The 26,528-nt window shown below is 58.3% G+C and carries 29 protein-coding genes; 15 read left to right on the forward strand and 14 right to left on the reverse strand.

The genetic code is table 11. The annotated features are described in order from the left end of the window. Nucleotides 1-23 precede the first annotated feature (23 nt). Nucleotides 24-743, forward strand: a complete 720-nt coding sequence (locus ACR3EH_RS08275) for a zinc-ribbon domain-containing protein (RefSeq protein WP_171675906.1) — start codon at nt 24-26, stop codon at nt 741-743. Between the two features lie 2 nt (nt 744-745). Here ACR3EH_RS08275 and ACR3EH_RS08280 read toward each other — a convergent pair whose 3' ends face one another. From ACR3EH_RS08280 to argH, 5 genes are all read right to left on the reverse strand, one after another. Continuing rightward, complete coding sequence (locus ACR3EH_RS08280) at nt 746-3,238, reverse strand: TIGR02302 family protein (protein WP_171184247.1); 2,493 nt, start codon at nt 3,236-3,238, stop codon at nt 746-748. A 91-nt stretch (nt 3,239-3,329) separates the two neighbouring features. Then, nucleotides 3,330-4,595, reverse strand: coding sequence for a diaminopimelate decarboxylase (lysA, locus tag ACR3EH_RS08285; protein WP_171675903.1), 1,266 nt, complete (start codon nt 4,593-4,595; stop codon nt 3,330-3,332). Between the two features lie 61 nt (nt 4,596-4,656). Beyond that, the gene (locus tag ACR3EH_RS08290; RefSeq protein WP_171675901.1) at nt 4,657-4,812 is read right to left on the reverse strand and encodes a hypothetical protein; all 156 of its coding nucleotides are present in this window, start codon (nt 4,810-4,812) and stop codon (nt 4,657-4,659) included. A gap of 87 nt (nt 4,813-4,899) precedes the next feature. Then, on the reverse strand, nt 4,900-5,097 hold the full coding sequence (locus ACR3EH_RS08295) for an argininosuccinate lyase (protein WP_171093711.1): 198 nt from the start codon (nt 5,095-5,097) through the stop codon (nt 4,900-4,902). Then, nucleotides 5,097-6,485: an argininosuccinate lyase gene (argH, locus tag ACR3EH_RS08300; RefSeq protein ID WP_171183934.1), complete on the reverse strand. Its 1,389-nt coding sequence runs from the start codon at nt 6,483-6,485 to the stop codon at nt 5,097-5,099. Before argH ends, ACR3EH_RS08295 begins: the two co-directional genes overlap by 1 nt. Nucleotides 6,486-6,506: 21 nt before the next feature. Between argH and ACR3EH_RS08305 the strand changes: the two genes are divergently transcribed. From ACR3EH_RS08305 to yddG, 10 genes are all read left to right on the forward strand, one after another. Further along, the gene (locus ACR3EH_RS08305; protein ID WP_171093715.1) at nt 6,507-7,073 is read left to right on the forward strand and encodes a TlpA disulfide reductase family protein; all 567 of its coding nucleotides are present in this window, start codon (nt 6,507-6,509) and stop codon (nt 7,071-7,073) included. Between the two features lie 90 nt (nt 7,074-7,163). Continuing rightward, nucleotides 7,164-7,493, forward strand: coding sequence for a hypothetical protein (locus ACR3EH_RS08310; RefSeq protein ID WP_171183931.1), 330 nt, complete (start codon nt 7,164-7,166; stop codon nt 7,491-7,493). Between the two features lie 59 nt (nt 7,494-7,552). Further along, nucleotides 7,553-7,939: a hypothetical protein gene (locus ACR3EH_RS08315; RefSeq protein WP_171675899.1), complete on the forward strand. Its 387-nt coding sequence runs from the start codon at nt 7,553-7,555 to the stop codon at nt 7,937-7,939. Next, nucleotides 7,936-8,907, forward strand: a complete 972-nt coding sequence (locus ACR3EH_RS08320; RefSeq protein ID WP_171183929.1) for a sterol desaturase family protein — start codon at nt 7,936-7,938, stop codon at nt 8,905-8,907. Before ACR3EH_RS08315 ends, ACR3EH_RS08320 begins: the two co-directional genes overlap by 4 nt. A 92-nt stretch (nt 8,908-8,999) precedes the next feature. Then, on the forward strand, nt 9,000-9,188 hold the full coding sequence (locus tag ACR3EH_RS08325) for a hypothetical protein (protein WP_171183927.1): 189 nt from the start codon (nt 9,000-9,002) through the stop codon (nt 9,186-9,188). Nucleotides 9,189-9,299: 111 nt separating this feature from the next. Next, entirely contained in the window at nt 9,300-10,133 is an 834-nt protein-coding gene (locus ACR3EH_RS08330) for an EAL domain-containing protein (protein ID WP_171183925.1), read from the forward strand. A gap of 188 nt (nt 10,134-10,321) precedes the next feature. Next, nucleotides 10,322-11,497 (forward strand): acetyl-CoA C-acetyltransferase, encoded by a 1,176-nt coding sequence (locus ACR3EH_RS08335; protein ID WP_171093726.1) that lies wholly within the window; start codon nt 10,322-10,324, stop codon nt 11,495-11,497. Nucleotides 11,498-11,684: 187 nt separating this feature from the next. After that, nucleotides 11,685-12,407, forward strand: a complete 723-nt coding sequence (phbB, locus tag ACR3EH_RS08340; RefSeq protein WP_171093728.1) for an acetoacetyl-CoA reductase — start codon at nt 11,685-11,687, stop codon at nt 12,405-12,407. Nucleotides 12,408-12,705: 298 nt separating this feature from the next. Continuing rightward, nucleotides 12,706-13,653 carry a transcriptional regulator GcvA gene (locus tag ACR3EH_RS08345; protein ID WP_171183922.1) on the forward strand — a complete coding sequence of 316 codons (948 nt, stop codon included), beginning with the start codon at nt 12,706-12,708 and terminating at the stop codon, nt 13,651-13,653. Next, complete coding sequence (gene yddG, locus ACR3EH_RS08350) at nt 13,650-14,516, forward strand: aromatic amino acid exporter YddG (protein ID WP_171183920.1); 867 nt, start codon at nt 13,650-13,652, stop codon at nt 14,514-14,516. The genes ACR3EH_RS08345 and yddG overlap by 4 nt, the downstream gene beginning before the upstream one ends. Here yddG and ACR3EH_RS08355 read toward each other — a convergent pair. From ACR3EH_RS08355 to ACR3EH_RS08365, 3 genes are all read right to left on the reverse strand, one after another. After that, nucleotides 14,513-14,677 (reverse strand): YdcH family protein, encoded by a 165-nt coding sequence (locus tag ACR3EH_RS08355; protein ID WP_083445267.1) that lies wholly within the window; start codon nt 14,675-14,677, stop codon nt 14,513-14,515. The two genes, yddG and ACR3EH_RS08355, sit on opposite strands and share 4 nt — an antisense overlap. Nucleotides 14,678-14,808: 131 nt before the next feature. Further along, nucleotides 14,809-15,573: a tRNA1(Val) (adenine(37)-N6)-methyltransferase gene (locus ACR3EH_RS08360; protein WP_171647398.1), complete on the reverse strand. Its 765-nt coding sequence runs from the start codon at nt 15,571-15,573 to the stop codon at nt 14,809-14,811. After that, nucleotides 15,570-15,785: a putative signal transducing protein gene (locus tag ACR3EH_RS08365; RefSeq protein WP_152456800.1), complete on the reverse strand. Its 216-nt coding sequence runs from the start codon at nt 15,783-15,785 to the stop codon at nt 15,570-15,572. The genes ACR3EH_RS08360 and ACR3EH_RS08365 overlap by 4 nt, the downstream gene beginning before the upstream one ends. Before the next feature lie 56 nt (nt 15,786-15,841). Between ACR3EH_RS08365 and ACR3EH_RS08370 the strand changes: the two genes are divergently transcribed. Further along, on the forward strand, nt 15,842-16,840 hold the full coding sequence (locus tag ACR3EH_RS08370) for a polyprenyl synthetase family protein (protein WP_171675897.1): 999 nt from the start codon (nt 15,842-15,844) through the stop codon (nt 16,838-16,840). Here ACR3EH_RS08370 and ACR3EH_RS08375 read toward each other — a convergent pair. From ACR3EH_RS08375 to soxR, 4 genes are all read right to left on the reverse strand, one after another. Further along, nucleotides 16,833-17,654: a 4-(cytidine 5'-diphospho)-2-C-methyl-D-erythritol kinase gene (locus tag ACR3EH_RS08375; protein WP_171675895.1), complete on the reverse strand. Its 822-nt coding sequence runs from the start codon at nt 17,652-17,654 to the stop codon at nt 16,833-16,835. The two genes, ACR3EH_RS08370 and ACR3EH_RS08375, sit on opposite strands and share 8 nt — an antisense overlap. Next, nucleotides 17,644-19,314, reverse strand: coding sequence for a tetratricopeptide repeat protein (locus ACR3EH_RS08380; RefSeq protein ID WP_171184245.1), 1,671 nt, complete (start codon nt 19,312-19,314; stop codon nt 17,644-17,646). Before ACR3EH_RS08380 ends, ACR3EH_RS08375 begins: the two co-directional genes overlap by 11 nt. A gap of 146 nt (nt 19,315-19,460) precedes the next feature. Then, on the reverse strand, nt 19,461-21,110 hold the full coding sequence (locus ACR3EH_RS08385; RefSeq protein ID WP_171105493.1) for an electron transfer flavoprotein-ubiquinone oxidoreductase: 1,650 nt from the start codon (nt 21,108-21,110) through the stop codon (nt 19,461-19,463). 136 nt (nt 21,111-21,246) lie between these two features. Beyond that, nucleotides 21,247-21,702, reverse strand: coding sequence for a redox-sensitive transcriptional activator SoxR (gene soxR, locus ACR3EH_RS08390; RefSeq protein ID WP_171647400.1), 456 nt, complete (start codon nt 21,700-21,702; stop codon nt 21,247-21,249). Between the two features lie 83 nt (nt 21,703-21,785). On the opposite strand from soxR, the gene ACR3EH_RS08395 reads away from it, so the two are divergent. The 3 genes from ACR3EH_RS08395 to ACR3EH_RS08405 all read left to right on the forward strand — a co-directional run bounded on the left by ACR3EH_RS08395 (nt 21,786) and on the right by ACR3EH_RS08405 (nt 23,881). Continuing rightward, entirely contained in the window at nt 21,786-22,166 is a 381-nt protein-coding gene (locus ACR3EH_RS08395; protein ID WP_171183909.1) for a VOC family protein, read from the forward strand. 234 nt (nt 22,167-22,400) lie between these two features. Then, a complete protein-coding gene (gene greA, locus ACR3EH_RS08400; protein WP_171093746.1) occupies nt 22,401-22,871 on the forward strand; it encodes a transcription elongation factor GreA in 471 nt (156 codons plus the stop codon). A gap of 14 nt (nt 22,872-22,885) precedes the next feature. After that, the gene (locus tag ACR3EH_RS08405) at nt 22,886-23,881 is read left to right on the forward strand and encodes a hypothetical protein (protein WP_171183907.1); all 996 of its coding nucleotides are present in this window, start codon (nt 22,886-22,888) and stop codon (nt 23,879-23,881) included. On the opposite strand, the gene ACR3EH_RS08410 is transcribed toward ACR3EH_RS08405, so the two are convergent. Continuing rightward, nucleotides 23,878-24,471: a GNAT family N-acetyltransferase gene (locus ACR3EH_RS08410; RefSeq protein ID WP_253746494.1), complete on the reverse strand. Its 594-nt coding sequence runs from the start codon at nt 24,469-24,471 to the stop codon at nt 23,878-23,880. The two genes, ACR3EH_RS08405 and ACR3EH_RS08410, sit on opposite strands and share 4 nt — an antisense overlap. Next, a complete protein-coding gene (locus ACR3EH_RS08415) occupies nt 24,468-26,513 on the reverse strand; it encodes a molybdopterin-binding protein (protein WP_171184241.1) in 2,046 nt (681 codons plus the stop codon). Before ACR3EH_RS08415 ends, ACR3EH_RS08410 begins: the two co-directional genes overlap by 4 nt. Nucleotides 26,514-26,528: the final 15 nt, after the last annotated feature.

Here is a 26,528-nt window from a genome sequence, read left to right on the forward strand (position 1 = left end):
CATCGCCCGGCCGGGGAGGCAGCATGCGTCTTACATGTCCGAATTGCGGTGCGCAGTACGAAGTTCCTGACGAGGTTATCCCCGAGGAAGGTCGTGACGTGCAGTGTTCCAACTGCGATCAGACCTGGTTTCAGCCGAAGCACCCTGAAGGATCTGTAACCGCGCCAGTCGAAGACGCCGAAGCGCCGGAACAGGAACAGGAACAGGTTGAAGCGGCGGATCAGCCGACAGAAGAGCCTGAGACCACAGAAGCGGTCACCTCTGACGTTGCGGACACTTCGGCATCTACGGGCAACGTCGATCCGTCAGTCGCCAATATCCTTAAAGAAGAAGCCGAGCGCGAGGCAGAGTTGCGTGCGCAGGAAGGCAGCAACCTGGAAAGCCAGCCCGATTTGGGATTGGATCAACCGCCAGAGCCCAAGGTCAAGCCCAAGCGACCAGCCGCCTCGGAAACCGCTGTTGACGCTGGTCAAAAAGATGCGCTTCCGGATGTCGAGGCGATCAATTCCAGTATGCGCAAAGATGAAACAGAAGACGCAGGACCCGCCCCGCGCAAATCAGGCGGATTCCTGCGCGGATTTGCGCTGATGCTGATCATCGGTGTGGTTCTGTATCTGATCTACGGCAACGCGCAGCAGATCGGTGAAGCCGTGCCACAGGCGGACCCACTGCTCAGCTCGTATGTGTCGCTGGTTGATCAGGCACGTATCTGGCTTGAGGCTCAGGCCGGCGCTCAGAACTGAAGTTAAAACCGCTCCAACAAACGCTTGAGGTATTCCAGCTCAATCTCGGGGCGGTCCGTTTCTCCGGTCCGGCGGCGGATTTCATCCAGCAACTCGCGCGCCCGGCGATAAACGTCTTCGCCCTGCAGCAGGTTTTCGTCGGTTGAGATCGAACCACCGGCCCCAGGATTACGGCCCAGAGGATCGCGATTGTTGGCTTGCGCCTCGCCTTCCTGTGTACCCTGACCCGGCTGGTTTTGCTGGTTCTGGGCCATAGCCTCTCCCAGTGAACGCATCCCCTCGCGCAGCGCTTCCATGGCTTCGGACTGCCTATCAATGGCTTCCGCCAGATCGTCCCCGCGCAGGGCCTGTTCCGCCTCGTCCATGGCGCGACCGGCGCGGCCAAGTGCATCCCGGGCCGCGTCACCTTCAGGTGTACCAGCACCCGGCAGATTCTGTTGCTGGCGATTCAACTCGTTGCGCAGGGCCTGCTGACGGTCCGCAAGTGAACCCTGCCCCTGCTCGCCCTCTCCGGCCTGATCCGAGCCTTGGCCCTGACCACCCTGGCCTTCGTGGCTTTGCCCCCGGCCAAGCCCGCCATTGCGGCCTTCGTTGCCCTGACTTTCACCGGATTGCGCACCGGGGTTGAACTGTTCCTGCAAGTCGCGGAACGCCTGATCGCTCAGACCTTGCTGTTCGCGCAGGGTTTCAGCCAGACCTTCCATCGCCTGCTGCCCTTCGGATTGTTGGCCTTGCCCCTGACCCTGGGTCACGCGCATGTTTTCCATCATCTGCTGGAACTCTTCCAGCGCCTGCTGGGCCTCGGCCATCCGACCTTGCTCCATCAGCTCCTGAATGCGGTCCATCATGCGCTGCAGGTCATCCTGCGTCATCTGTAGGGATTCACCGCTCTGTCCGGGCTGGTTTTCGCCTTCCTGACCATTCTGCTGAGCAAGACGTTGTAGCTGCTGCAGGTAATCCTGCGTCGCTTCGCGCAACTCTTGCATAAGCTCGGCGATTTCTTCGTCGCTGGCCCCGTTTTGCATCGCTTCGGTCAAACGCTCTTGTGCGCGCCGCATACGTTCCAATGCGTCCGCCAAGGTGCCATCCTCGATCAACACGGCAAGCTCCCACAGGGCTTGCGCGATCTCTTCCTGTTGCTCCGGGTTCAGCGCTCCGTAGGTCTGGAAGGCTTCCAGCCGCCGTAAGGCCACCCGCAAGCGCAGGTAAGCAGTGTCCGACCGGAACAGATCCTCTGGCAGATGAGAGACAGCCCGCAAAAGCTGCGCCACGCGCGGTGCGTTGGAACGCGACCAGAGCAGATCACGCCGCTGTTCGATCACCGCTGCCGCCAGCGGGTCAAAGAATCGACGGGCTGGCAAGGCAGTCATAAAAGGCTCGGACGCAGACTGCTGATCTGCCGCATCCACGGCCATCAACGTGATCTTCACTGGCAGATGGGCCCAGGGGTGCTGTGAAAAATCTTCGATCAGATCTTCGCTGAAATCCGCACGGTCACCGGTGATCGGCATTGGCAATTCGATCTCAATCACCTCTCGCGGCTCAGGCTTGATCGTCAGGCCATGACGGCGATCCACCGCCGCCAGATCCAATTCGATCCGGGCTGATCCCGAGACTACGCCATAATCGTCGCTGGCGACATAGGGCAGCTTCATTTGCCCGCCCGCCTCGGCTTTGGCAGATCCGGCAACGGCGATCTTTGGTGTTGCATCGTCGATGACTTGCACGGCCCATTCGCGGCCTGCAGGGCCATCAATGCGCATTTGGCCTGAACGTTCAGCCACGAACTCCTGTTCGGGATCGATTGCAGCCTCAGTCCCCAAGGTCGAACTGTTCTCGGTCAGGCTATGTGCGCCGACCTCACCATACATCCGCAAGGTAATGCGGCTGCCTTTCGGGACTGACAGCTCTGTATCGGCTTGATCCGCAAGATACAGCGTTGGCAGGCCGGTGTATCTTGGGGGTTCAACCCAACCTTCCCATGTCGGGCCTTGCCCCGCATTTGCGGTTCCGGGCGCCATATCGGCCACCGAACCTACGCGCCACAAAGAACCAAACAGAACCGCCACCACAAACGCCAACAGCGCTGCATAGCGCAGCGCGTAAGGATCACGCGACGCCAACCGCAGGTCAGGTTTGGCGGGTGCAGCAGTTGCGGCGCGCTGCGCCATCCGGTGTTTGTGGGCCTGCCACAGTGCGACCGAGTCCTGATCTGTGGACCCAATCGCCTGATCATCCATCAAGGCCTGGATCGGACGACCGGGCAGCGTCTCATCCAACCGCATGAGCGCATCCGCACGAGACGGTAGGCTAACTCTTCTCAACCCCCAAACACCCGCCAAAACGATCGCAATCAACGACAGCGCGCCCGCGCCCCAAACGACCTCAACGGCAAATTGGTCTTGCAGACCCAGCATAAGCGCCGCAAGCAGGGCCATCAGGATCGAGAACAGCGGCCAGAACGCACGCAATACCTGTTCAGCCACCATGCCCATGTGGGTCAACCACAAGGTCAGGCGCGGAATGGGCAGGTTTGATCTGTTGGTCACGGCGGGCCTCCGGGGTTGGGCCCGCGCGGTTATCGCATCAGAGCCACGAAGGTATGGTATCGCGGTTTATGATTTCGTCAAAGCTTGGCCGTTCACGAATGACTGCAAATTGATCACCATTGACCAAAACTTCGGGGATCAGGGGGCGGGTGTTGTATTCGCTGGCCATAACCGCTCCATAAGCGCCTGCGCTGCGGAAGGCGATCAGATCCCCTGATTTCAAAGGCGGCATATTGCGCTGCTTGGCAAAGGTATCCCCCGATTCGCACACGGGGCCCACGATGTCATAGGGTTGCTGTTCAACCCCGGCCGCCGGTTCCTGTACCGCAACGATGTCGTGATGCGCCTCGTACATCGCCGGGCGGATCAGATCGTTCATGGCCCCGTCCAGGATCAGGAAATCGCGACCTTCGCCAGACTTCACGTAAATCACCTTGCTGACCATCAACCCAGCATTGCCCGCGATCAGGCGGCCCGGCTCGATCTCGATCTCGCAGCCCAGATGGCCGAGTGTTTTCTTGATCAGGGCGCCATATTCCACCGGCAACGGCGGCGCGTCATTCGAGCGGGTGTAGGGGATGCCCAACCCGCCCCCAAGATCGAGGCGGCGGATGTTGTGACCTTCAGCGCGCAACTGTTCGGTTAGCTCTGCTACCTTGGAATAGGCCAACTCGAACGGCTCAAGTTCGGTCAATTGCGAGCCGATATGGACGTCGATGCCGATCACCTCCAGCCCCGGCAGGTTGGCAGCATGTGCATAAACCTCGGACGCGCGTGCAATCGGAATGCCAAACTTGTTCTCGGACTTGCCGGTCGCGATCTTGGCGTGGGTCTTGGCATCCACGTCAGGGTTCACCCGAACAGTGATCGGCGCAACAACGCCCAGCTCTAGTGCGACCGCGTTGATCACGTCCATCTCTGGCTCGGATTCGACGTTGAACTGGCGGATTCCACCTGTCAGCGCGGTGCGAATCTCGTCGGCCGTTTTGCCAACACCCGAAAAGACGATCTTGTCGCCTGGAACGCCTGCGGCTTTGGCGCGCAAATACTCCCCGCCCGAGACCACATCCATACCTGCACCGGCTTGCGCCAGGGTCTTCAAAATGGCCTGGTTGCTGGCCGCTTTCATCGCGTAGCAGACCAGATGATCAGTGCCGTCCAGCGCGTCATCAAACAGCTTGAAGTGCCGCTGTAGTGTCGCCGTCGAATAGACGTAAAAAGGGGTTCCGACCGCTGCAGCGATTTCGGAAACAGGGACATCCTCGGCGAAAAGCGCGCCGTCGCGGTAGAGAAAATGATCCATACCCGCGCGCTTAGACCAGAAGGCAACTGCGGATCAATGGATTCCGCACTCAGCGTCCTTGTTAATTTGAGGTGGAAACACCCACACGGCCATAGCCAGAGATTGAAATGCTGCTGCCAGATTGCTTGGGTTCTGCCGAAGGTTCGGGGCGTCGCGCGGATGAGGGTTCACATGCCGCCAGCGCCGCAAATGCCAAAATCAGTCCAACTGTTCTCATGTCAGTGTCTTTTCGTTGAGAGGATCAGCGCGTTTTTGCACGCGCCCTAATTGGGGTATTGGACCCGAGTGTACAACGCAAAAGGGTTCAGAACCCCAGATAAATACCCAACGGCCCACGGCTAAGGCCAACACCCCCTGCAACATAGGTCCCGCTGGTACCAACCCCAATCGTCGCGCTGGCCGTTGGTTGAACTGCTGTGGGCTGCGACGGCTCACCATCGGCCCCGCATCCGGCCAGTATCAGGCCGGATACCACGATCGCCACCACACGAACAGCTGTCATCACACCATCGCCTTCCATCGTTCGATCTGGGCACGCACCTGATCAGGGGCCGTGCCGCCGTAAGACTGGCGCGAGTTTACCGAGTTTTGCACGGTAAGAACAGAATAGACGTCATCGGTGATATCTGCGTGAACCGATTGCATATCCTCCAGCGTCAGATCAGGCAGATCGCAGCCTTTGCTTTCGGCCATGGCCACCAGCGACCCGGTTACATGGTGCGCATCTCGGAATGGCAGGCCCAGAACCCTTACCAACCAGTCAGCCAGATCGGTGGCGGTCGAGAAACCGGACCCCGCAGCCGCTGCCAGGCTGTCCCTGTTGGCGGTCAAATCCTTCACCATGCCTTCCATCGCAGCCAGCGCCAGCATCCAGTTATCGGCAGCGTCAAAGACCTGTTCTTTGTCTTCCTGCATGTCCTTGGAATAGGCCAGCGGCAGGCCCTTCATTACCATCATCAGCGCCGTGTTGGCCCCAAAGATACGCCCGACCTTGGCGCGGATCAGCTCGGCCGCGTCAGGGTTCTTCTTCTGCGGCATGATCGACGAGCCAGTCGAGAAGCGGTCGGATAGCGTCACAAAACGAAACTGAGCAGACGACCAGATCACAAGCTCCTCGGCAAAACGAGACAGGTGGACGGCGCAGATCGACGCGGTCGAAAGGAACTCCAAGGCAAAGTCGCGGTCGCTGACAGCATCCAACGAGTTTGCGGCAGGGCGGTCGAAGCCCAGCGCCTCGGCCGTCATGTGGCGGTCAATGGGGAACGACGTTCCGGCCAGTGCCGCAGCACCCAGCGGAGATTCATTCATGCGCGCACGGGCGTCGCGAACGCGGGACAAGTCACGGCCAAACATCTCGACATAGGCCATCATATGGTGGCCCCATGTCACCGGCTGCGCGGTTTGCAGGTGCGTGAAACCGGGCATCACCCAATCGGCCCCGGCCTGGGCCTGCGCCAAAAGCGCGCGGATCAGGGCCGAAAGGCCCGATTCGGCCGCGTCAAATTGATCCCGTACCCAAAGTTTGAAATCGGTCGCCACCTGGTCATTGCGCGAACGGCCTGTGTGCAAACGGCCAGCGGGCTCACCAATCACCTCTTTCAGGCGCGCCTCGACATTCATGTGAATGTCTTCCAGTGCGGTCGAAAACTGAAATTCACCGTTCTGGATTTCTGACAAAACGGTGAGCAGCCCTTCCCGAATAGCCTCGGCGTCACTATCACTTATGACGCCTGTGGCAGCCAGCATGGCGGCATGGGCGCGCGAGCCTGCGATGTCCTGGGCTGCCATCCGCTGATCGAACCCGATCGAGGCATTGATTGCCTCCATGATCGCGTCTGGACCGGCGGCAAAGCGGCCGCCCCACATCTGGTTCGAGGATTGATCGGTCATGTAAGAAAACCCGGAGTTGATATGCGCCTATTTCGTCTGATCCCCCTTTATATGGCCCTTGCGCTGGGTGCAAACGCCGCTTTGGCGACCGATGCGGAAACGCTTGCCCCCCTGCGGGAAAACAGCCTGAAACGCCTGATCCTGCACAAGGAACCGAAACCCGCCAAATCCATCGAATTCCAGTTGGAAGATGATGGCGGTGTCGGTACGCTTGCGGACTACGAGGGCAAGTATGTGCTGCTGAACTTCTGGGCCACATGGTGCGCGCCGTGCCGCAAGGAAATGCCTCAGATCGCGGAGCTTCAGGAAGAGTTCGGAGGCGACAAGTTTCAGGTCCTGACACTGGCCACCGGTCGCAACTCTCCTGCCGGGATCACCAAGTTCTTTGAAGAAAATGGCATCGAAAACCTCCCGCGTCATCAGGACCCAAGCTCGGCTGCTGCACGGGAATTCGGCGTGATCGCGCTGCCCATTACAGTCATCCTGGACCCTGAAGGTCAGGAAATTGCCCGCCTGATTGGCGATGCTGAATGGAATTCGGACAGCGCCAAAGCAATTATTTCGACGCTTGTGGAAGCCAATAGCTGACGCCTGCGCAGCTTTCCCCTGTTTGTGCTACACTTAAACCGGCCCAAATGGGTCGGTTTTCGTTTGTAACCTTGTGGGAAGGAGGCTGCGATGAAACCGGTGGTTCTTTTGATTGGGAAGCTGCCAAACGTGATCGGCGATGTGGCCAGACAACTGGATCACTTGCCGATTCAATGGCTGGGCGCGCATGACACCGACGAAGTTCGAAAGCAGTTGGATGCCGAACCTCGGATCACCTGCGCCATTTTGGGGGCAGGTCTGGATGACACGATTCGCGGAGAGATGGTTGGCATCATTGCCGCCCGTCGTCCGGATATCTGCATTCACCTCAAGGATCGGGCATCAGGCCCTGATGGGCTGGTGCCCTTTGTCCAACGTGTTGTTCAGTACGAAGTTCTGGAACGTCTGGAACGTACCTGACGCAACGCCACCTTTGACAGCCCCAACGCGTCTTTGCAGGGTGTCCGCAGGAGGATGGGATGCCGTTGGAAATACTATTGGTTCTGGTGGTCGGAGGAATCGCCGGAATCACTTTGCTTTTGCATCTGACGGGCCGCTCAGAACCTTTTGTGCTGACACCCGAAACCGCACGCGCGCAATGGCTGCGGCATGCACCCGACGACACCATCATTGATGTCACGATCTCGAATGACCGCCACGCGGCACTGGTGCGTACCGAATCCGGCGCAGGGCTGCTGTGGTCCTTCGGTGCCGACACTGTGGCCCGGCACTTGCTGGATTTCGATTGGATCGAACACCCCGAAGGCTTTGAAATCCAGTTTCACGACTTCGGCACCCCCGGCACTCTTATCCACCTGGACGAAATAGAGCGCGCCCACTGGCGTCACCTGATGGAGCCCGAATGACCGACCAGATCAGTTTCCCCGATGCCGTTCAGTGGGCGGTTCCCTTTTTTGTGGCCGCGATTTTGGCGGAATTTTTGTGGATCGCCGTCAAAGGCAAAGGCGGGAGATACGAAACGCGTGATGCAGTAACCTCGCTCATCATGGGCGCAGGTAATATCGCGTCCGGGTTTCTGCTGGGCTTCATTGCGTATGGCTTTTTCATGTGGCTGTGGCAGATCACACCGCTGGATCTCGGCACGTCGATCCCGGTGATCATTCTGTGCTTTGTGCTGGACGATTTCCGTTATTACTGGGTGCACCGTTTTGGCCACCGCATCCGCTGGGTTTGGGCAAACCACGTCAATCACCACAGCTCACAGCATTACAACCTGACCACCGCTTTGCGGCAGCCGTGGACTTATACTTTCACGCTGATGATGGTCGTGCGCGCGCCATTGATCCTGATCGGGTTCCATCCGGCCATGGTTCTGTTTGTCGGTGGATTGAACCTGATCTATCAGTTCTGGATTCACACCGAGGCCATCGGAAAGATGCCCCGCTGGTTCGAGGCCGTTATGAACACCCCCAGTCACCACCGCGCCCATCACGGCCGGAATGCACGCTATCTGGATTGCAATTATGCAGGCGTCTTCATCATCTGGGACAAGATGTTCGGGACCTTTGTCCCAGAGCAGGAAAACGACCGTGTCGATTTCGGACTGGTTCACAATATCGGCACATTCAACCCGCTGCGCGTGGCCTTTCACGAATGGGTCGGCATCTGGCGTGACGCGACCCAGCCCGGTCTGACACTACGTCAACGGCTTGGGTATTGCTTTGCCCCGCCGGGATACAGCCACGATGGCAGCCGCGACAGCTCGGAACAGATCAAAGCCAAACACCTGGTCCGTCATCCGGAAGATCGCGGAACGCCCGGGTTTGAGCGTTTCGACGAAAAACTGCCCACTGGACAGGCAGAGCAGGTCTGACACCAGCGAGCGCACACCCTTCGCTCTTGAAATTCAGGCTTTGGGGGCCATATCGAAACTCATCTGTAATCAAAGAGTGAACGAGGGTCGGAATGAACCGTTTGGCAGTCCTTTCAACCTATGTCGGTTTGTCCGGCCTTTTGCTCGCGATGATTACAGCGTTGAACAGCACTGCACCGGCATGGATCGCTTTGGGCTTTGCTTTGATGGTTACAGGCGTAGTAGGAGCGGTGCTGAGTGCGGCTTCGTCCCTTGCCCGCGCCTGGAGCATCTCTCGATAAATCCTGAATCTACTGGCTCCTTAACCGCAGATTCATCTGTTTACCTCGAAACTGTGTCGAAACACCTGCCCCGGACATACCGTCTGTCACGGGCTGATGGGAATCGGCGCTATGGGAAACAAGAAACACGCGAATTTGCCCGATGGGTCAGAAAGCCCGCTGAACGCTGCGGTGTCGACACGTGATCGTTCGATTGTTCAGATGGCAACCGAAGCGGTGAAGCACAAACAGTGCAAGCTGGCATTTCAACCGGTCGTGCAAGCAAACGCCCCCAATAGTGTTGCGTTTTATGAAGGGTTCATTCGTGTGCTGGACGAAACAGGGCGGGTTATTCCCGCACGCGAGTTCATGCCGCAACTCGAAAACACCCCGATTGGCCGGGATCTGGATTGCGTTGCGCTGGAATTTGGGTTGCGCACACTGGTGAGAAACCCCGGGATTAGGCTTTCGATCAACATGTCCGCCCGCTCGATCGGGTATTCCAGGTGGTCGGCGACCCTGGATCGGTTCTTAAAGCGTGACGCCGCACTGGGCGAACGGCTAATCCTTGAAATTTCGGAAAGTTCGGCCATGCAAGTGCCGGAACTGGTCATCGATTTCATGGACCGCTTGCAGGATCGCGGCATTGCCTTTGCATTAGACGATTTCGGTGCCAGTAATTTTTGCTTTCGCCATTTTCGCGAGTTCTTGTTCGATGCCGCCAAGATTGATGGGCAGTTTGTCAGGGGGATCAGCAACAATCCCGACAATCAGACACTGGTGCGCGCTCTGATCGCTGTCGCCCGTGAATTTGAAATTCTGATCACCGCCGAATCGGTTGAAACACAGGACGACGCCGCGTTTTTGACGTCCAGCGGCGTGGATTGCCTGCAAGGCTACCTGTTTGGCGCGCCAAGTGTCGCTGCCCCCTGGAGACAGGAAAGCGTTTCAAAAACAGGAAGTTGACCTTTGGTCAGTCGGCAAAAATCGTGCATTTTCAACGCTGAGACAAGCTGTCCGTTGCTGCAAGTGCAGCATTACGCTATTGCATGAGTACTTGAGCGGGGAACACGGGGCGCTCTTGTTTCGGGGGGCTCCTCTCGACCTGCGCCGTCAGAACTTCCGCTGGCCCATGACGGTAAAGGACTGATCATATGACCAACGTAGTAATCGCATCCGCCGCACGTACAGGTGTCGGCAGCTTCAGTGGTTCGTTTGCGAACACCCCAGCACATGATCTGGGCGCCGCCGTCCTGGAAGCTGTTGTCGAACGTGCCGGCGTGGACAAAGGCGAGGTTAGCGAAACCATCATGGGTCAGGTTCTGACAGCCGCCCAAGGACAGAACCCTGCACGCCAGGCGCACATCAATGCCGGTTTGCCGCAGGAAAGCGCAGCCTGGGGCATCAACCAAGTGTGTGGATCGGGTCTGCGCGCTGTCGCGCTGGGTGCCCAGCATATCCAGTTGGGTGACGCTGAGATCGTTGCCGCAGGTGGCCAGGAAAACATGACCCTTTCACCCCACGCCGCCGCTTTGCGTGCAGGCCACAAGATGGGTGACATGAAGTACATCGACACCATGATCCGCGACGGTCTGTGGGACGCCTTCAACGGCTATCACATGGGTCAAACGGCCGAGAACGTTGCCGAAAAATGGCAGATCAGCCGCGACATGCAGGATGAATTTGCTGTTGCTTCACAGAATAAGGCCGAAGCCGCCCAGAAGGCAGGCAAGTTCGCGGATGAGATCGTGCCCTTCACCATCAAGACCCGCAAGGGCGATATCGTGATGGACAAGGACGAATACATCCGCCACGGCGCAACCATGGAAGCCATGGCCAAACTGCGCCCAGCCTTCACCAAGGATGGTTCGGTTACTGCGGCGAACGCTTCCGGCCTGAATGACGGCGCGGCGGCGACCCTGCTGATGTCCGCTGAAAATGCCGAGAAACGTGGGATTGAGCCTTTGGCCCGCATCGCGTCCTACGCAACCGCCGGTCTGGACCCGTCGATCATGGGTGTCGGTCCGATCTACGCCTCGCGCAAGGCGCTGGAAAAGGCGGGCTGGTCGGTTGACGATCTGGATTTGGTTGAGGCCAACGAAGCCTTTGCTGCGCAAGCCTGCGCCGTGAACAAGGACATGGGCTGGGATCCGTCGATCGTAAACGTCAACGGCGGCGCTATCGCCATTGGCCACCCGATCGGCGCGTCGGGCTGCCGTGTCCTGAACACGCTTCTGTTCGAAATGAAGCGCCGGGATGCCAAGAAGGGTCTGGCGACCCTCTGCATCGGTGGCGGCATGGGTGTCGCGCTGTGTGTGGAGCGCGACTAAGTGCACTGAAACCCAAATATCAAAGGGCGTCCGTCGGACGCCCTTTTTTGTTACAAAAGGCTCATACCCCTTGGATGCGACGATATTGCCACCCGAAAAAATCAGATCCACGACGAAACAATATTGCGCACGATCACCTCTCAGAGTAACAGCATTACCAAGACGACTAAAATTGAAGGAGTCATAAATGGCACGTACAGCACTCGTCACCGGCGGTTCCCGCGGCATTGGCGCAGCAATTTCCAAGGCGCTCAAAGCCGAAGGATACAATGTTGCCGCCACCTATGCAGGCAATGACGAAGCCGCCGCGAAATTCACCGAAGAAACAGGTATCAAGACCTATAAGTGGAACGTCGCTGATTATGACGAATCCAAAGCAGGCATCGAAAAAGTCGAAGCCGAGGTTGGCCCCATCGACATCGTTGTCGCCAACGCGGGTATCACGCGTGACGCACCGTTTCACAAAATGACGCCCGATCAGTGGAAAGACGTGATCGACACCAACCTGACCGGCGTGTTCAACACCGTGCACCCCGTCTGGCCTGGCATGCGCGAGCGCAAGTTTGGTCGCGTGATCGTCATCAGCTCGATCAACGGCCAGAAGGGTCAGTTCGCACAAGTGAACTATGCTGCAACAAAAGCAGGTGATCTGGGCATCGTGAAATCGTTGGCGCAAGAAGGTGCGCGGGCTGGCATCACAGCAAACGCGATCTGCCCCGGCTACATTGCAACCGAAATGGTTATGGCGGTGCCCGAGAAAGTGCGCGAATCCATCATCGGCCAGATCCCGGCCGGTCGCCTGGGTGAACCCGAGGAAATCGCACGTTGCGTGGCGTTCCTGGCCTCGGACGATTCGCAGTTCATCAATGGCTCGACCATCTCGGCCAACGGTGCGCAGTTCTTCGTCTGATCCATTGATCAGAAGAAAAAAAGGGCCGGTCCTTTTGGACCGGCCCTTTTTTATCCCGTAAGATCGCGCGCGCTGCGATCAGCGGGAACCGAAAATACGTTTCCAAAACTGCCAAACCACACGGCTGCGTTCTTGGTGAGCGCGCAGGATCGCCATCTGGGCGGCGGGATTTGTCGTCATCTCGATCATGGCCGTCTCCTATTCAAATCAGTTTTGTTTGACCTGAGATGAATATGAGGGTTACGTGGTAAAGCTACAAACGAGCTTTCTTGGGTGTTCAGTTAAGATTTACTTCACTATGAGTGACTATCTTCCCCCGCTTACCGCGCTCCGTGCGTTTGACGCCGCGGCCCGGCATATGTCTTTCGCAAAAGCCGCGGCGGAGCTGCATGTGACGCCAGCGGCCCTGTCCTTTCAGATCAAGTCGCTTGAGGAACATCTGGGCCGACCGTTGTTTCGCCGCCTGAATCGGGCCGTAGAGCTGACAGAGGCCGGGCGCGCTCTGGCACCTGGTGCTGCCGAAGGCTTTGCTACATTGCAAGCCGCTTGGCGCGCCGTGCGCAGGCAGGAAGATGACACCAGCCTGACTGTGACCGCCGGTCCCGCACTAACAGCCAAATGGCTGGCACCGCGGCTTTACGAGTTTGCCCGCGCACACCCTGAGATCGATCTGAAGTTCTCGGCCACTCTGCGCAATATGGACCTTGAGCGGGACGATGTGGATGTCGCCATCCGCTTTGGCAATTCCGCTGACGAAGGGCTGTATTCCGTCCCTGTGCGAAAGGAATGGCTGACCCCGGTCATGACACCGGAACTGGCAGAACAATTCGACACTCCGGAAAGCTTGCGGCACGCCCCGTTGATCCATGACGATTCGATCAATTTCCTGACCCCGCCCTGCGACTGGCCCGCTTGGTTCCGTGCAGTAGGGATCGATTTCACCCCGACCCATGGCGCGCATTTTTCAAATGCCGATCACGCGATTGATGCCGCCGTCGCAGGAGTTGGCGTGGCGCTTGGACGACGCGCCATGATTCTCAAGGACTTGACCGAAGGCCGTTTGGTCGCCCCGTTCAAGGTGGCTTTGGAAACACAGGGGCGTTTCCGGTTTCTTTGTCTTCCAGGGGCCGAGAAGAAACCTCAGATCGCGGCGTTTCGCGATTGGTTCCTGACCGAGATTGAAAAAACCGCGCATATATCGGATGAGTTCAAGATCATACCGATTGAAGAGGTTTCCAACCGATGACCAAAATGCGCGCAACGGCCATCGGTTTTGTGGCCGTCTTGCTTTGGGCTTTGCTGGCTTTGTTCACGGTCGGCTCTGCTCCCACGCCGCCCCTATTGCTGAACACAATCTGTTTTACGATTGGTGGCACGCTTGGATTGATCTGGGCCGCTGCCACGGGCGGGTTGAGCAGTTTGAAACGCGTTCCCTGGACCACCTACTTGTTTGGAGCCTTGGGTCTGTTCGGGTATCACGCCCTTTACTTTTCCGCCCTGCGCATGGCCCCAGCTGCCGAGGCTGGGCTGATCGCCTATCTCTGGCCTTTGCTCATCGTGCTCATGTCGGGATTGCTGCCGGGCGAACATCTACGTGTTGGGCATATGATCGGGGCCTGTCTTGGATTTGCAGGGGCCGCCGTAATTATCGCGGGTGGCGGCGGTGCAGGCTTTCAGGCCCAACACTTGCCCGGATATGCACTTGCGTTGCTCTGCGCTCTGACATGGTCAGGCTATTCCGTTCTGTCCCGCAAGCTGGGCGACACGCCCACCAGTTCGGTCGCAGTGTTTTGCCTAGCAGCCGCGCTGGCATCTGGCCTGCTGCATGTGGCTTTGGAAGACACAGTGTTTCCGGTAACGCCCCTTGGCTGGGCCTCGGTTCTGGCGCTTGGCCTTGGGCCTGTCGGGCTTGCATTCTATGTGTGGGACATCGGGGTCAAGCAAGGCGACATTCAAATGCTGGGAACCTCGTCTTACGCGGCCCCTTTGTTGTCAACGCTGGCTTTGGTTGTGGCCGGGATCGCCGCCCCATCCTGGGGGCTTGCGATCGCGGCCTTGTTGATCACCGGCGGGGCCCTGATCGCGGCCCGCGCCAGCCTGAAATCTTAGGCAGACAGGCGTTCGATCTCTTCCTTCAGTTTAAGCTTTTGTTTCTTCAACTGAGCAATATGGAGATCATCAATGCCCGGCGAGCGTTGGGCTTGTTCCACTTCGAGACCGAGAGATTCGTGCTTTTTCTTCAGTTCCGTCAGATGTGCGCTCACGCTCATTGCGATCCTCCTTGTTTACGTGTCTGTAGTTCACGTAAGAAGTTGACCACATCGTTTCCACCCTGTCACGCTGCACAAGCACAGAATCTGTAATAAATCCGACAAAATCGGCTGGTCATTGCCGATTGACGTCAGAACCGGGGCAATGGGGCGGCTTGCCGAAGCACCGCAGAAACCTGCTCGGTATAGCTTTCACCATCCATTTCATGGCGTTCACCCTTGTGCAGAATCAAAGGTGCGTGGAGGCGAAATGCCGCACGACCGCCTTTGCGCGCCCGTAAAATCACCAGTTCGGCCTCACGACCTGTACGTGCACTAAGAGGCAACACTTCAACCGACCCCAGCCTGCCCGTGCAGGCCACTATCATATCCGGCAGGCGATCTGCCTTTTGGATCATATGCAGATACCCTTGCGGAGCCAGACGTTTGGCCGCCACTGAAATCCAGTCCTGCAAAGGTGTGTCTTCTCCCAACGCGATGCTGCGGCCGGTGTCGTTGGCGCGACTATGTGCTCCGGCGCGGTAATAGGGGGGATTGGCAATGACGTGATCGAACTGACGCTGCCGAATGGCTGTTGGCAAAGCTGTCAGGTCTGCTTCGACCAAATCCAGATCTACACCGTTCATTTCTGCGTTCCGACGCGCCAAATCTGCATAGGCGGGCTGTAACTCGACCCCGGTCAGCTTCAGACCCGGCACCCGAGCGGACAGGCACAGAATAGCGGCCCCCGCGCCACAGCCCAGCTCTAACACCGACTGGCCGGTCCGGGCAGGCACTGACGCGGCCAGAAAAACGGGGTCTACGCCAGCGCGATAACCGGCTTCGGGTTGCAGCAGTCGAACCCGGCCACCCAGGAAATTGTTACGGGTCAGTTCTTTGTCTTCAAAGCGGGTCATCGGCCCAGCGGAATCTCGTTATCGCGCATCACACGTTCGGCGCGAGTCAGATCTTCGGACCGCACCATCAGGCGGCGCGGAAAGATTCCGATACCACCTTCGAGGATGCTCATATTTACGTCCATCTGAAAGCAGTCTATATCCTCGCCTTCAAGAAGAGCGGATGCAAAGGCCAGGATTGTCGGATCGGTACTGCGCAATAGTTCTTTCATGGGGATGGATGTAAGGGCAAGGCGAGGCGGAAGTCGAGCCTTGTATCAGGAGTGTGATGACCGTCGACATGATTTCAAAACCGCATGAGCGCCTCGCCGAATTGTTGGCGGGCGAGATGGAGGCCGTGAACGGCCTGATCCGCACGCGGATGGCGTCGGACCATGCGCCACGAATCCCAGAGGTGACACAACATCTTGTGGAAGCGGGCGGAAAGCGACTGCGTCCGATGCTGACATTGGCGACGGCGCGCTTGTTTGGGTATACCGGTGATCACCATGTGCGGCTTGCGGCCACGGTCGAATTTATCCATACCGCGACGCTGCTGCATGACGATGTGGTAGACGAAAGCGCCCAACGGCGCGGTCGTCCCACTGCAAATTTGCTGTGGGACAACAAATCCAGCGTTCTGGTCGGCGATTACCTGTTTTCACGCAGCTTCCAGCTGATGGTCGAAACCGGCTCGCTGCGGGTGCTGGACATTCTGGCCAACGCCTCGGCCACGATTGCCGAAGGCGAAGTGCTGCAGATGACAGCAGCTACCGATCTGCGTACGGATGAGAGCGTCTATCTGCAGGTCGTTCGCGGCAAGACAGCCGCCCTGTTTTCCGCCGCAACCGAAGTGGGTGGTGTGATCGCTGGCGCTTCGGAAGAACAAGTTAAAGCTCTGTTCGATTACGGCGATTCATTGGGGATTGCCTTCCAGATCGCAGACGACCTGCTGGACTATCAGGGCGACAGCAAAGCAACCGGAAAGAACGTGGGCGATGATTTCCGCGAGCGCAAGCTGACCCTACCGGTGATCAAAGCCGTGGCCCAAGCAACACCGGACGAGCGCGCATTCTGGGAGCGGACGATTGAAAAAGGCCGTCAACAGGAGGGCGATCTGGATCATGCGCTGCGCTTGATGGGCAAATACGCCACGCTGGAAGAGACCCGGCAGGACGCCTTGGGTTGGGCGAACAAGGCCAAGGCGTCGCTGGATGTGTTGCCGGATCACGAAATTCGCAGCCTGCTGCGTGAACTGGCAGACTACGTGGTCTCGCGTCTCAATTAAGCTGAGTGGCGCGGCACCACCAATCAGGATACGCTGCGCCGATCTCATAGGCTGCGAAATGCGCGTCTTTCATCGTCGGATACAGCGCAAAGCAGGTTGACCCTGACCCCGACATACGCGCGATGAGGGCGCGATTTGTCGTTTGCAGTGTGTCCAGAACCTGTTCAATCTTGTGCGCAGCGCCCGTGGCGGGCACTTCCAAATCGTTACGCTGATCGCTTAGCCACAAGGCGCAGTCGGTGGCGTTTTGAAACTCAGGGATATGCTCAGGCATCCGCGGATTGTCTCTGCTGGCCAGTGCCTTGAAAACGGCCCCAGTTGGCACATGCACATTCGGGTTGACCAACAACGCGGGCAAGGGCGGAAGGTTTACAGCACCCAGTTGATCACCAATGCCCTGCATTCTGATCGCTCGGCCTTCCTGACAGACGGGCACATCTGCCCCAAGTGACAGGGGCAGGTCCGGCGGAGCGTCATAACCCTGCCCAGCCAAAGCCCCAAGCGTGGCCGCAGCATCTGACGAGCCGCCCCCAATGCCCGCTCCGTGGGGCAAGGACTTGCTGAGATCGATATGCCCGGTCCAACCCACACCTTCGGCAGCTTTCCACACCAGATTGCGGCTGTCCGCGGGGACGCCATCGGCAAACTCGCCGCGTACATCCATGGACAATGCGGGGCCGGGTTTGAACGTCAGTTGATCGCCCAAATCAGCAAAAACCACCAATGAATCCAACAGGTGATAGCCATCTGTCCGGCGGCCGGTCACATGTAGGGTCAGGTTGATCTTGGCTGGCGCAAACGCCTTAATTTCCATTAGCGACCTTCAAAGGCTCTGCACCTTCTTCGGCCAAAACGGCATCCAGCCCAACTTCGATCTTGCGGCGAATGCGCTCTGGGTCGGCTTCACCATCCATATCCTCGGGATCAATGAAGGACAGCGCCCGTTTCCACTGGAATTCAGCCTCGCGCGCACGGCCTACGGCCCAGTAGACATCGCCAAGATGGTCGTTCACCACCGGATCGACAGGCATCAGCTCAACAGCGCGCTCCATCTGTTCGACCGCTTCGTCATAACGACCCAGACGGAACAGGACCCAGCCCAAGCTGTCGACGATGTAGCCACTGTCCGGGCGGGCCGCGACGGCACGCTGGATCATGTCCAGCGCCTCGTCCAATTTCTCTTTACGCTCGACAAGCGAATAGCCCAGATAGTTCAGAACCTGCGGCTGATCAGGGTTCAGCTCAAGTGCTCGTCGGAAGTCAGCTTCGGCCTGATCCCACTGTTTCAGCCGCTCATGGCTGATGCCACGGGCATAGTGCAAGAACCAGTTGCCGCCTGCTGCGTTGTCCGTCAGCCCGATTGCCGTGTCATAAGACGTCACTGCCGCCTGATAGTTTTCCTGACGTCGCTGCAGATCGGCCAAAGCCACGTGCACACCCGGAAGGTCAGGGTCTTGTGCTGCAAGGTTTTGCAAAACCTCAACGGCGGCATCGGTTTTGCCTGAGCGGTCCAGAACCTCGGCCCGACCCAACTCGGCCGCGTGATGATCGTTGCTGTCCGCAGGGACCATACGATAGGCCGCAACCGCCAGATCATATTGCTCCAGTTGATCCAGAAGATCGGCGCTCAACAGAATGGCATCCACGTGGTCAGGGCGTAGAAAACTGGCCAATCGTGTATAGAGCAGAACGTAGTCCGGCGACGCCTCAGAGTTCAGCGCGGCACCAACGGTAAAGAAAATCTCGGCCATGCCATCCCGCGCCGAGCGGGCATGGGTGAAGGGGAGTGTTTCACCCGCCTCCAGCTGGCTGGTGTAGGTTTCGATGGTCGGGTCGCTACCAGCAACAAATACGTCCTCAAGAAACTGAAGGGCGTCTTCGTTCTGATCCAGCTGGGACAGCACTTCGGCTCGCGCCAAAGCCGCCCGACGCGTAAAACGCGCCACCGCACCGTCATTGTCTGCAAAGATGGCCTCGGCCCCTTCAAAATCGCCGATCGAGGCCAATGCCATGGCCTTGTGATACAACGCAAACTCTTTCAGGCCGTCTTGCGTGGCTACCGTATCGAACTGCTGCATCGCCTTGGTCATTTCACCCTGGCCCAAATGGGCCCAGGCGACCATCAACCCGTCCACCAGCGGTCCAACGCCCTGAGTTTCCGGATTGCGCGTTAAAAGGACGTCATACTTGCCATCTGCAACCAAATTGGCCGCAATCGCCATGCGCGCGGCCTGGCTGGGCAGGTTCGCTTCTTCGATCTGCTCAGCAACAGGTAAGGCACGTTCAATCTCGCCAAGCGCAAGGCGTGCCACCACAACGCTTTCCAAAAGCAACGGGTTCTGTGAATCGAACTTCAGCGCCTGTGCATAGTACCGCTCGGCAGCGGTATAATCACTTTCGTAAATTGCCTGCCGCCCGGCCAGATACGACCCTGCGCCCGAGTCTGAGAATGCCGGGACTGCGACCGACGACATGAGCAGCACGGACAGAGCCGCGCGACGAACCAGGGAAACCACCGAAATCCTGCCTTGCTATCGTTGACTGACAAACAAGCTAGGGCTTTGGCTGGCAAGAGGCAATGGCAGAGCCTTCACGACCCTGCCAGTGCCCAGTTTTTTGCTTACATGTTGGGATAGTTCGGACCGTCCCCACCCTGCGGCGTGGTCCAAGTGATGTTTTGGCTTGGGTCCTTGATGTCGCAGGTTTTGCAGTGCACGCAGTTTTGGAAGTTGATGACGAATCGCGGGCCCGCCGTTTCATCCTCGACCACCTCGTAAACGCCAGCCGGGCAATAGCGCTGCGCTGGTTCGTCAAACTTGGGCAGGTTGACCTTGACCGGCACTTCGGGGTCGGCCAGGCGCAGGTGGCAAGGCTGGCTTTCCTCGTGATTGGTCGCGGCGAAGGACACGTTGGTCAGGCGATCAAACGACAGCACACCGTCGGGCTTCGGGTAGTCGATGGGCTGGTGCTTGCTTGCATCTTCGGTCGAGTCTGCATCGTTTTTGCCGTGTCCGACCGTCCCGAACAGCGAGAAGCCCAGCGTGTTGGTCCACATGTCCAGACCGCCCAGCATCAGCGATGCGGTCAGACCCCATTTCGACCAGATTGGTTTTACGTTGCGGACCTTCTTCAAGTCGCTGCCGATGGGACCATCGCGCACTTCGGTCTCGTATGCGGCCAGCTCATCACCCGAACGCTCGGCCTTGATGGCGTCGAACGCGGCCTCTGCCGCAGCCTTACCTGACAGCATCGCGTTGTGGTTACCCTTGATGCGCGGCACGTTGACCATGCCCGCCGAGCAACCCAGAAGCGCCACACCCGGTGCCACCAGCTTAGGCATCGACTGATAGCCGCCCTCGGTGATCGCACGCGCACCATAGGCCACGCGCTTGCCGCCTTTCAGCAGGTCGGCCACCATTGGATGGTGCTTGAAGCGCTGGAATTCCATGTAGGGATACAGGTGCGGGTTCTTGTAGTTCAGGTGAACCACGAAACCGACATAGACCTGATTGTTTTCAAGATGATAGATGAACGACCCACCACCCGCATTGCTGCCCAGCGGCCAACCCATTGTGTGCGTGACCGAACCTTCTTTGTGCTTGGCCGGGTCGATCTCCCAGATCTCTTTCATGCCAACGCCGTATTTCTGCACTTCTTTGCCAGCTTGCAGATCGTATTTGGCAATAACTTCTTTGGACAGCGAGCCGCGCACGCCTTCCGACAGGAAGACATATTTACCATGCAGCTCCATGCCCGGCTCAGTGTTAGGCCCGTACGAGCCGTCAGCTTCCAGACCAAAGACACCGGCGACAACGCCTTTGACTTCGCCATTTTCGCCATAGACCAGTTCCGAACACGCCATGCCCGGGAAAATCTCAACGCCAAGCTCTTCTGCCTGTTCCGCCATCCAGCGGCAGACATTGCCCATCGAGACAATGTAGTTGCCGTGGTTGTTCATCAGCGGCGGCATCGGGAAGTTGGGGATACGCAGCTTGCCGGCTTCGCCCAGCATGTAAAAGTTATCTTCGTGCACAGGCACGTTCAGCGGCGCGCCCTTTTCTTTCCAATCGGGGATCAGAGCGTCCAGACCGCAGGGATCAAGCACCGCACCCGACAAGATATGCGCGCCAACTTCCGAGCCTTTTTCCAGAACAACAACGTTCAGGTCGGCATCCAGCTGTTTCAGACGGATGGCCGCCGACAGGCCCGCGGGGCCTGCACCCACGATCACCACGTCGTATTCCATCGCTTCGCGTTCAATCTCGGCCATCGCGGGCTCCTTAGCTAACTTTCCGAATTGGCGCTTTCTACATGCGGTCGGCGCAATTTTGTTTCACGGCTGATTACATGGTTGCAAAGACCTTGGTCAATCGAAACACGGCGTAACAATGCCGCTATTCGACACTTCAAGCCTCTGGTGTGTCCCCCATCAGATACCTGGGACCGCTACCATTGGATTTTACCCGGTCATCGGGGTTGTAAAGCGCACATTTTGGCAGGCTGAGACACCCACACCCGATGCACCCATCCAAATTGTCGCGCAACCGCGTCAGCGTATCGATTCGCTGATCCAGATGAGCGCGCAACTGCACGCTTATGGCCTTCCAATCCTGCGGCGTTGGGGTGCGGTTTCCAGGCAGACCCGACAGCACCTCGCGGATTTCGGGCAGGGTCAGACCAAATTGCTGCGCAATCATCACAAAGCTCAACCGTCGGATATCTGCGCGCTGATAGCGCCGCTGTCCGCCCGAGTTGCGCCATGGCGAGATCAAGCCCTGCGCCTCATAGTAACGGATAGCTGACACCGCCAGCCCGGTACGCCGGGCCAGTGCACCGATTGCCAGCCCTTCTGAAACAGCCATCACATCCTCAAAAAAATACCTTGACCTAAAGTTAGGTTTAGAAATTAGCTTGAGTCGGGACAAGCCTAAAAACAGGAGATCCCATGATGGCAACGCTTGAACACACCAACTTCACTGTCCGCGACCCGCAGGCTTCAGCCGCATGGATGGAGCAGGTCTTTGACTGGAAAACCCGCTGGGAAGGGCCGGCAACCTTGGGTGGCTACACTGTCCATGTGGGCAGTACGCATACATATCTGGCGCTGTATGCGCCGCAAGACCCCAAACCCCTGGCCAACAGCAGCTATGACGTTGTTGGCGGCCTCAATCATGTGGGCGTGTTGGTGGAAGATATCGATGCGACCGAAGCCAAAGTTCGAAAAGCAGGGTTTGAGCCTCATAACCACGCGGATTACGAACCGGGGCGCAGGTTTTACTTCCGTGACGATAACGGTATCGAATTCGAGGTTGTACAATATGATTGAGATGATGTGGCTTTGCACCCCTTCGCAGCGATGGCACAGATCCCGGCACCCTGATCATCGCCACAGACCGCAGCCAAAATCCACACGACGGCGCGAAGTCGCGAATTGATCGCTGCAACTGCTGTCCCCTCTTGCAATTCACGCAGTATTTGGGTCAGGTAACTGCCAACCCTACATTCGCCCCGACGCTTCCGTGCGGCGGGGCGACTCAATTTATACGTGGACGTAGAGAGTATGGAAAAGATCCCGATGACGCCTACGGGCAATGCCGCGCTTGCGGCTGAGCTGAAGAACCTCAAATCCGTTGAACGCCCGGCGATCATCGAAGCGATTGCTTCGGCACGCGAGTTGGGCGACCTGAAGGAAAACGCCGAGTATCACTCGGCCCGTGAAAAGCAGGGTTTCATCGAAGGTCGCATCAAAGAGCTGGAAGGCATTCTGTCGCTGGCCGACGTCATTGATCCGGCAAAGCTGTCTGGGGCAGTCAAGTTCGGCGCAAAGGTGACCCTGGTCGATGAAGACACTGATGAAGAGAAAACCTGGCAGATCGTTGGCGAGTACGAGGCCAATATTGAAGCCGGTCTGCTGAACATCAAATCCCCCATCGCCCGTGCCCTGATTGGCAAGGACGAAGGCGACAGTGTTGAAGTGCGCACCCCCGGCGGCGTGCGTTCTTATGAAATTCTGAGTATCGAGTACGCCTGACCGGAGCGCATGTAATGTCGGGGCCCAAACCTGACCCGGAAACTGAAAAACCGACCTCGCTGGGCATCTATGATCGCCCAAAGACACCGGCTTTGACTGAAATTGAGATTGCCGCACTGGTGCTCAGCTTGATCTGGCTGGTGGTGTCGGTTGTCTTTCTGGTGCTTCCGGAACAGGGTCAAAACGGTGGGTTCATCGTTACCTTTCTGGCGGTGTTTATGCCCGTGGCCATGATCTGGGTCGCAGCTACGGCAATGCGTGCCAGCCGGGTCATGCGCGAAGAAAGCGCACGGCTGCAAACGGCGATTGATGCCATCCGGCAGGCCTATGTGGCGCAGCAGCAGCGGGCCTCGAGCACCTATGAACCTGCTGTGAGCAAAAAGCTGGACGAGATCGCTGCGGCCACCCGGAAAACGGAAAACGCGCTGGCGACGTTTTCAACCAAGCGCACCAGTCCGACCGCCAGTGCGACGCAGGCCTCTGCCCCTGGCGACCAAACCTCGCTGGAGCTGGGAACGCCTGCGGAAGACATCGCGCCGCCGCTCAGCACAGCCATTTTCATCCGGGCTCTGAACTTCCCGGAAACGCAGGATGATACCGAAGGGTTCAACGCCCTGCGCGTCGCGCTGAAAGACCGCAAGACAGCGCAGCTTGTGCAAGCCTCGCAGGACGTTCTGACGCTGCTCAGCCAGGAAGGCATCTATATGGATGACCTGCGTCCCGACATGGCCCGGCCAGAAATCTGGCGCCAATTCGCCCAAGGCACACGCGGTCGCGCTGTGGCCGCGTTAGGAGGCGTCCGCGACAGGTCCTCACTGGCGCTGACAGCAGCACGGATGAAACAGGACCCGATTTTCCGCGACGCTGCCCATCATTTTCTTCGCCGTTTTGACAAGATGATGGCCGAGTTCGAACCCAACGCAAGCGACGCGGAACTCAGCGCGCTGGGTGAAACGCGTACTGCAAGGGCCTTTATGTTGCTGGGTCGCGTGGCAGGAACCTTCGACTAGGAATGTGCCACCGGCCAAGACATCTTGGTCGCGCTGCTAAAGCCGAAGAGGTATTTGAGCGGCCCGGTTTTTTCCTCACCCACTGGCCGGAACCCTTCGCGCTCGTACAAGGCCCGGGCGCGCGGGTTGGTATCGATCACATCCAGCTGAACCTCGGACATGCCCTGATCGCGGGCCTCTTGTTTAATGGCATTCAAAAGGGCCGTACCCACACCTCTGCCTCGGGCATCAGCAGCGACAAATATTCCGTCCATCTGAAAGACCTCCGGTTTCAGTTCACGTTCCAGCAGGCTTAATATGCAGGCGCGCCACACGGCCCCGAACCAGCCATAGGTTCCGGCAAGATCAGACATACTGCCACCAGCCAAACCGCCGTCGCGCGTTTTGAACCCCGCCAGCCCCAACATATGACCCGCGTCATCGCGCGCGACGAGCGCGAAATTCGGGTTCAAAGCGATTTCAATGAAGGCCAAACCCTTTTCATCTGGCCCCATGACCTTATGCAGCTTGGCCGAAAACGCCTGCCAGAACAGCGCCGCTGCCTGCGCGCGTTCGTTATCAGCGAAGCCGGATGAAATCGCGATGCTCAAATACCAAAGCTCCCATACGGTATGAAACGCACGGTATCGCCCGGTTTGATCTGCCGCGCGCCATCTTCGATTTCGACCAGCCCTTCGGCCCAGCTGAGGCCACTGATCCGGCCCGAGCCTTCCGAATGAAACACTTCGGCCCGTCCATCGCGCATCCGGGCGCGCAAGTATTCACGGCGGCCCGGTTTTTTGCGTTTCTCGAACGCGGCAGGAACGTCAAACCCTTGCGGTTCCGTCCAGCCTCCGCCTGACATCAAGCCCAGCGCAGGACGCGCAAAGATCAACGTGCAGACCATGGCAGCAACCGGGTTGCCCGGCAGGCCAAACACCGGCACGCCTGACCACAAACCCAAAGCCAGTGGGCGCCCCGGCTTTAACGCGATCCGCCAGTGCTGCATCGCCCCCGCCCCTTGCAACAAGGCGGACACATGATCTTCATCGCCTGCTGATGCGCCTCCGCTGGTCAGGATCACATCAGCCTGTGCTGAGGCTTGATCCAACCGGTCCCTCAAAGCATTCCGATCATCTGCAACACGCCCCATGTCAACTGGCACAAATCCCATGCGTTCGATCAACGAAAGCAGCATCGGGCGGTTGGCATCGAAAATCTGTCCCGGACCTGCGCTTTCTCCGGGTTCGATCAACTCATCACCGGTCGAGACCACTGCCACACGCAACGGCTGACGCACATTCACCTGCGCGATACCCACAGCAGACAGCAACGCGAGATCGGCAGGAGTTAACCGACGCCCGGCGGGCAAAGCCACATCACCTGCCACCACATCTTCGCCCGCGCGCCGCGTGTTCGCGCCTTTTTTCAGCGGGCCGCGGAAGGCAATATGGCCGTCTTGGACCGTGACATCCTCTTCCAGAATAACCGTGTCCACACCATCAGGCAGTGCTGCGCCCGTCAGGACACGCAAAGCCAGGCCGTCGGGCACGTGACCATCAAACGGTATTCCCGCCGCCGCGCGCCCATCAATCAACGGCATGACCTGAGCGCCTTCCGGGACGGGACCCGCAAACCCGAACCCGTCCACTGCCGTGTTAGGCTGGGGCGGATTTGAGCGTTGGGCGATCACATCCTCGGCCAGAATGCGGCCACTTGCCTTGGACAGCTCAAGCGTTTCCACTGACGTGATCGGATGCAATCTGTCGCGCAGATAGGCCAACGCCTCGTCTACAGGTGTCCACTCCACCCCGGCAGGCAACGCGAAACAATCGTTTCGCAATGGCGGCGGGGCTATGTTCGGCTTGTCCTGAGCTACACCCAATATCCAACCTTCCTCTGCCGCTGAGACATTCAATTGCGCATCCAACTCCTGCTCTGTCAAACGTGACAGAGTCAAGGCGACCTGTTCGACCTGCCAGGCATCCTTGATCCTTCCCTGAGGAGGTTTGCCTAAGTTGAGCGAGGGCCAGATTTCTACAAAAGCAACTTGCTTATCCAGTGTTTCAAACGGCCAGACCGCGATCTTTCCCGCGAAAAGGTGGCGGAGGCGGTTCAGAACCGGAAGCCCCATCATCACCTGCCCGCCAACAGCCCCCGCACCTGCCATCTGCCAGCAGGTAAAGCTGCCCCTGGCCAAGGTTTCTACATCGCGGCGGTCCGGGAAAGGATTAGAATAGTCCGTTTTTCTGCGTGGCAGACCGTCGATGTCACGACGCAAACCGTTCATCCAGAACGGGCCTTTTCCGCCAAATTTCAAGTTGATCCGGCCTGCCAGATCAAATCGGTTATTCGCCTTGGGCGTATCCTCAATATGCCGTTCGAACCAGTCCCACAAAACCAGAGGGTCGTCCGAACCCGTCACCGCCCGGGCAAACCCTGCCGGATAGCCAAACGGGAAATCGAACCCCAGAAACAGGCGGCGACCGGCCTCAAGCTCGGTACGGATCAGGGCCTCAAGCCACTGTTCTGCGACCATCCTGTTGCGTAGGTATTCGAGTTGCAAAACGTGCCCTTCGCGCACAATGCTGGCCCAAATCGCATCTTTGCGCGGGATCGGCCCGGTGTCGTTTCCGCCAGACCAATCCACCATGGCAAAGGTCTGGAA

Source organism: Ruegeria sp. BG7 (assembly GCF_056535685.1).

Coding starts and splice junctions, on each gene's coding strand:
- argH (WP_171183934.1), bottom strand. CDS start 6,485: ATGACCGATCAATCCTCGAACCAGATGTGGGGCGGCCGCTTTGCCGCC.
- ACR3EH_RS08275 (WP_171675906.1), top strand. CDS start 24: ATGCGTCTTACATGTCCGAATTGCGGTGCGCAGTACGAAGTTCCTGAC.
- ACR3EH_RS08320 (WP_171183929.1), top strand. CDS start 7,936: ATGACCGACCAGATCAGTTTCCCCGATGCCGTTCAGTGGGCGGTTCCC.
- ACR3EH_RS08315 (WP_171675899.1), top strand. CDS start 7,553: ATGCCGTTGGAAATACTATTGGTTCTGGTGGTCGGAGGAATCGCCGGA.
- ACR3EH_RS08415 (WP_171184241.1), bottom strand. CDS start 26,513: ATGGTGGATTGGTCTGGCGGAAACGACACCGGGCCGATCCCGCGCAAA.
- ACR3EH_RS08295 (WP_171093711.1), bottom strand. CDS start 5,097: ATGACAGCTGTTCGTGTGGTGGCGATCGTGGTATCCGGCCTGATACTG.
- ACR3EH_RS08380 (WP_171184245.1), bottom strand. CDS start 19,314: ATGTCGTCGGTCGCAGTCCCGGCATTCTCAGACTCGGGCGCAGGGTCG.
- ACR3EH_RS08345 (WP_171183922.1), top strand. CDS start 12,706: ATGAGTGACTATCTTCCCCCGCTTACCGCGCTCCGTGCGTTTGACGCC.
- ACR3EH_RS08305 (WP_171093715.1), top strand. CDS start 6,507: ATGCGCCTATTTCGTCTGATCCCCCTTTATATGGCCCTTGCGCTGGGT.
- ACR3EH_RS08280 (WP_171184247.1), bottom strand. CDS start 3,238: ATGGGCATGGTGGCTGAACAGGTATTGCGTGCGTTCTGGCCGCTGTTC.
- ACR3EH_RS08290 (WP_171675901.1), bottom strand. CDS start 4,812: ATGAGAACAGTTGGACTGATTTTGGCATTTGCGGCGCTGGCGGCATGT.
- ACR3EH_RS08395 (WP_171183909.1), top strand. CDS start 21,786: ATGATGGCAACGCTTGAACACACCAACTTCACTGTCCGCGACCCGCAG.
- ACR3EH_RS08375 (WP_171675895.1), bottom strand. CDS start 17,654: ATGGAAATTAAGGCGTTTGCGCCAGCCAAGATCAACCTGACCCTACAT.
- ACR3EH_RS08365 (WP_152456800.1), bottom strand. CDS start 15,785: ATGAAAGAACTATTGCGCAGTACCGATCCGACAATCCTGGCCTTTGCA.
- ACR3EH_RS08335 (WP_171093726.1), top strand. CDS start 10,322: ATGACCAACGTAGTAATCGCATCCGCCGCACGTACAGGTGTCGGCAGC.
- phbB (WP_171093728.1), top strand. CDS start 11,685: ATGGCACGTACAGCACTCGTCACCGGCGGTTCCCGCGGCATTGGCGCA.
- ACR3EH_RS08310 (WP_171183931.1), top strand. CDS start 7,164: ATGAAACCGGTGGTTCTTTTGATTGGGAAGCTGCCAAACGTGATCGGC.
- yddG (WP_171183920.1), top strand. CDS start 13,650: ATGACCAAAATGCGCGCAACGGCCATCGGTTTTGTGGCCGTCTTGCTT.
- ACR3EH_RS08330 (WP_171183925.1), top strand. CDS start 9,300: ATGGGAAACAAGAAACACGCGAATTTGCCCGATGGGTCAGAAAGCCCG.
- ACR3EH_RS08370 (WP_171675897.1), top strand. CDS start 15,842: ATGACCGTCGACATGATTTCAAAACCGCATGAGCGCCTCGCCGAATTG.
- ACR3EH_RS08385 (WP_171105493.1), bottom strand. CDS start 21,110: ATGGCCGAGATTGAACGCGAAGCGATGGAATACGACGTGGTGATCGTG.
- ACR3EH_RS08360 (WP_171647398.1), bottom strand. CDS start 15,573: ATGACCCGCTTTGAAGACAAAGAACTGACCCGTAACAATTTCCTGGGT.
- ACR3EH_RS08355 (WP_083445267.1), bottom strand. CDS start 14,677: ATGAGCGTGAGCGCACATCTGACGGAACTGAAGAAAAAGCACGAATCT.
- greA (WP_171093746.1), top strand. CDS start 22,401: ATGGAAAAGATCCCGATGACGCCTACGGGCAATGCCGCGCTTGCGGCT.
- ACR3EH_RS08405 (WP_171183907.1), top strand. CDS start 22,886: ATGTCGGGGCCCAAACCTGACCCGGAAACTGAAAAACCGACCTCGCTG.
- soxR (WP_171647400.1), bottom strand. CDS start 21,702: ATGGCTGTTTCAGAAGGGCTGGCAATCGGTGCACTGGCCCGGCGTACC.
- lysA (WP_171675903.1), bottom strand. CDS start 4,595: ATGGATCATTTTCTCTACCGCGACGGCGCGCTTTTCGCCGAGGATGTC.
- ACR3EH_RS08325 (WP_171183927.1), top strand. CDS start 9,000: ATGAACCGTTTGGCAGTCCTTTCAACCTATGTCGGTTTGTCCGGCCTT.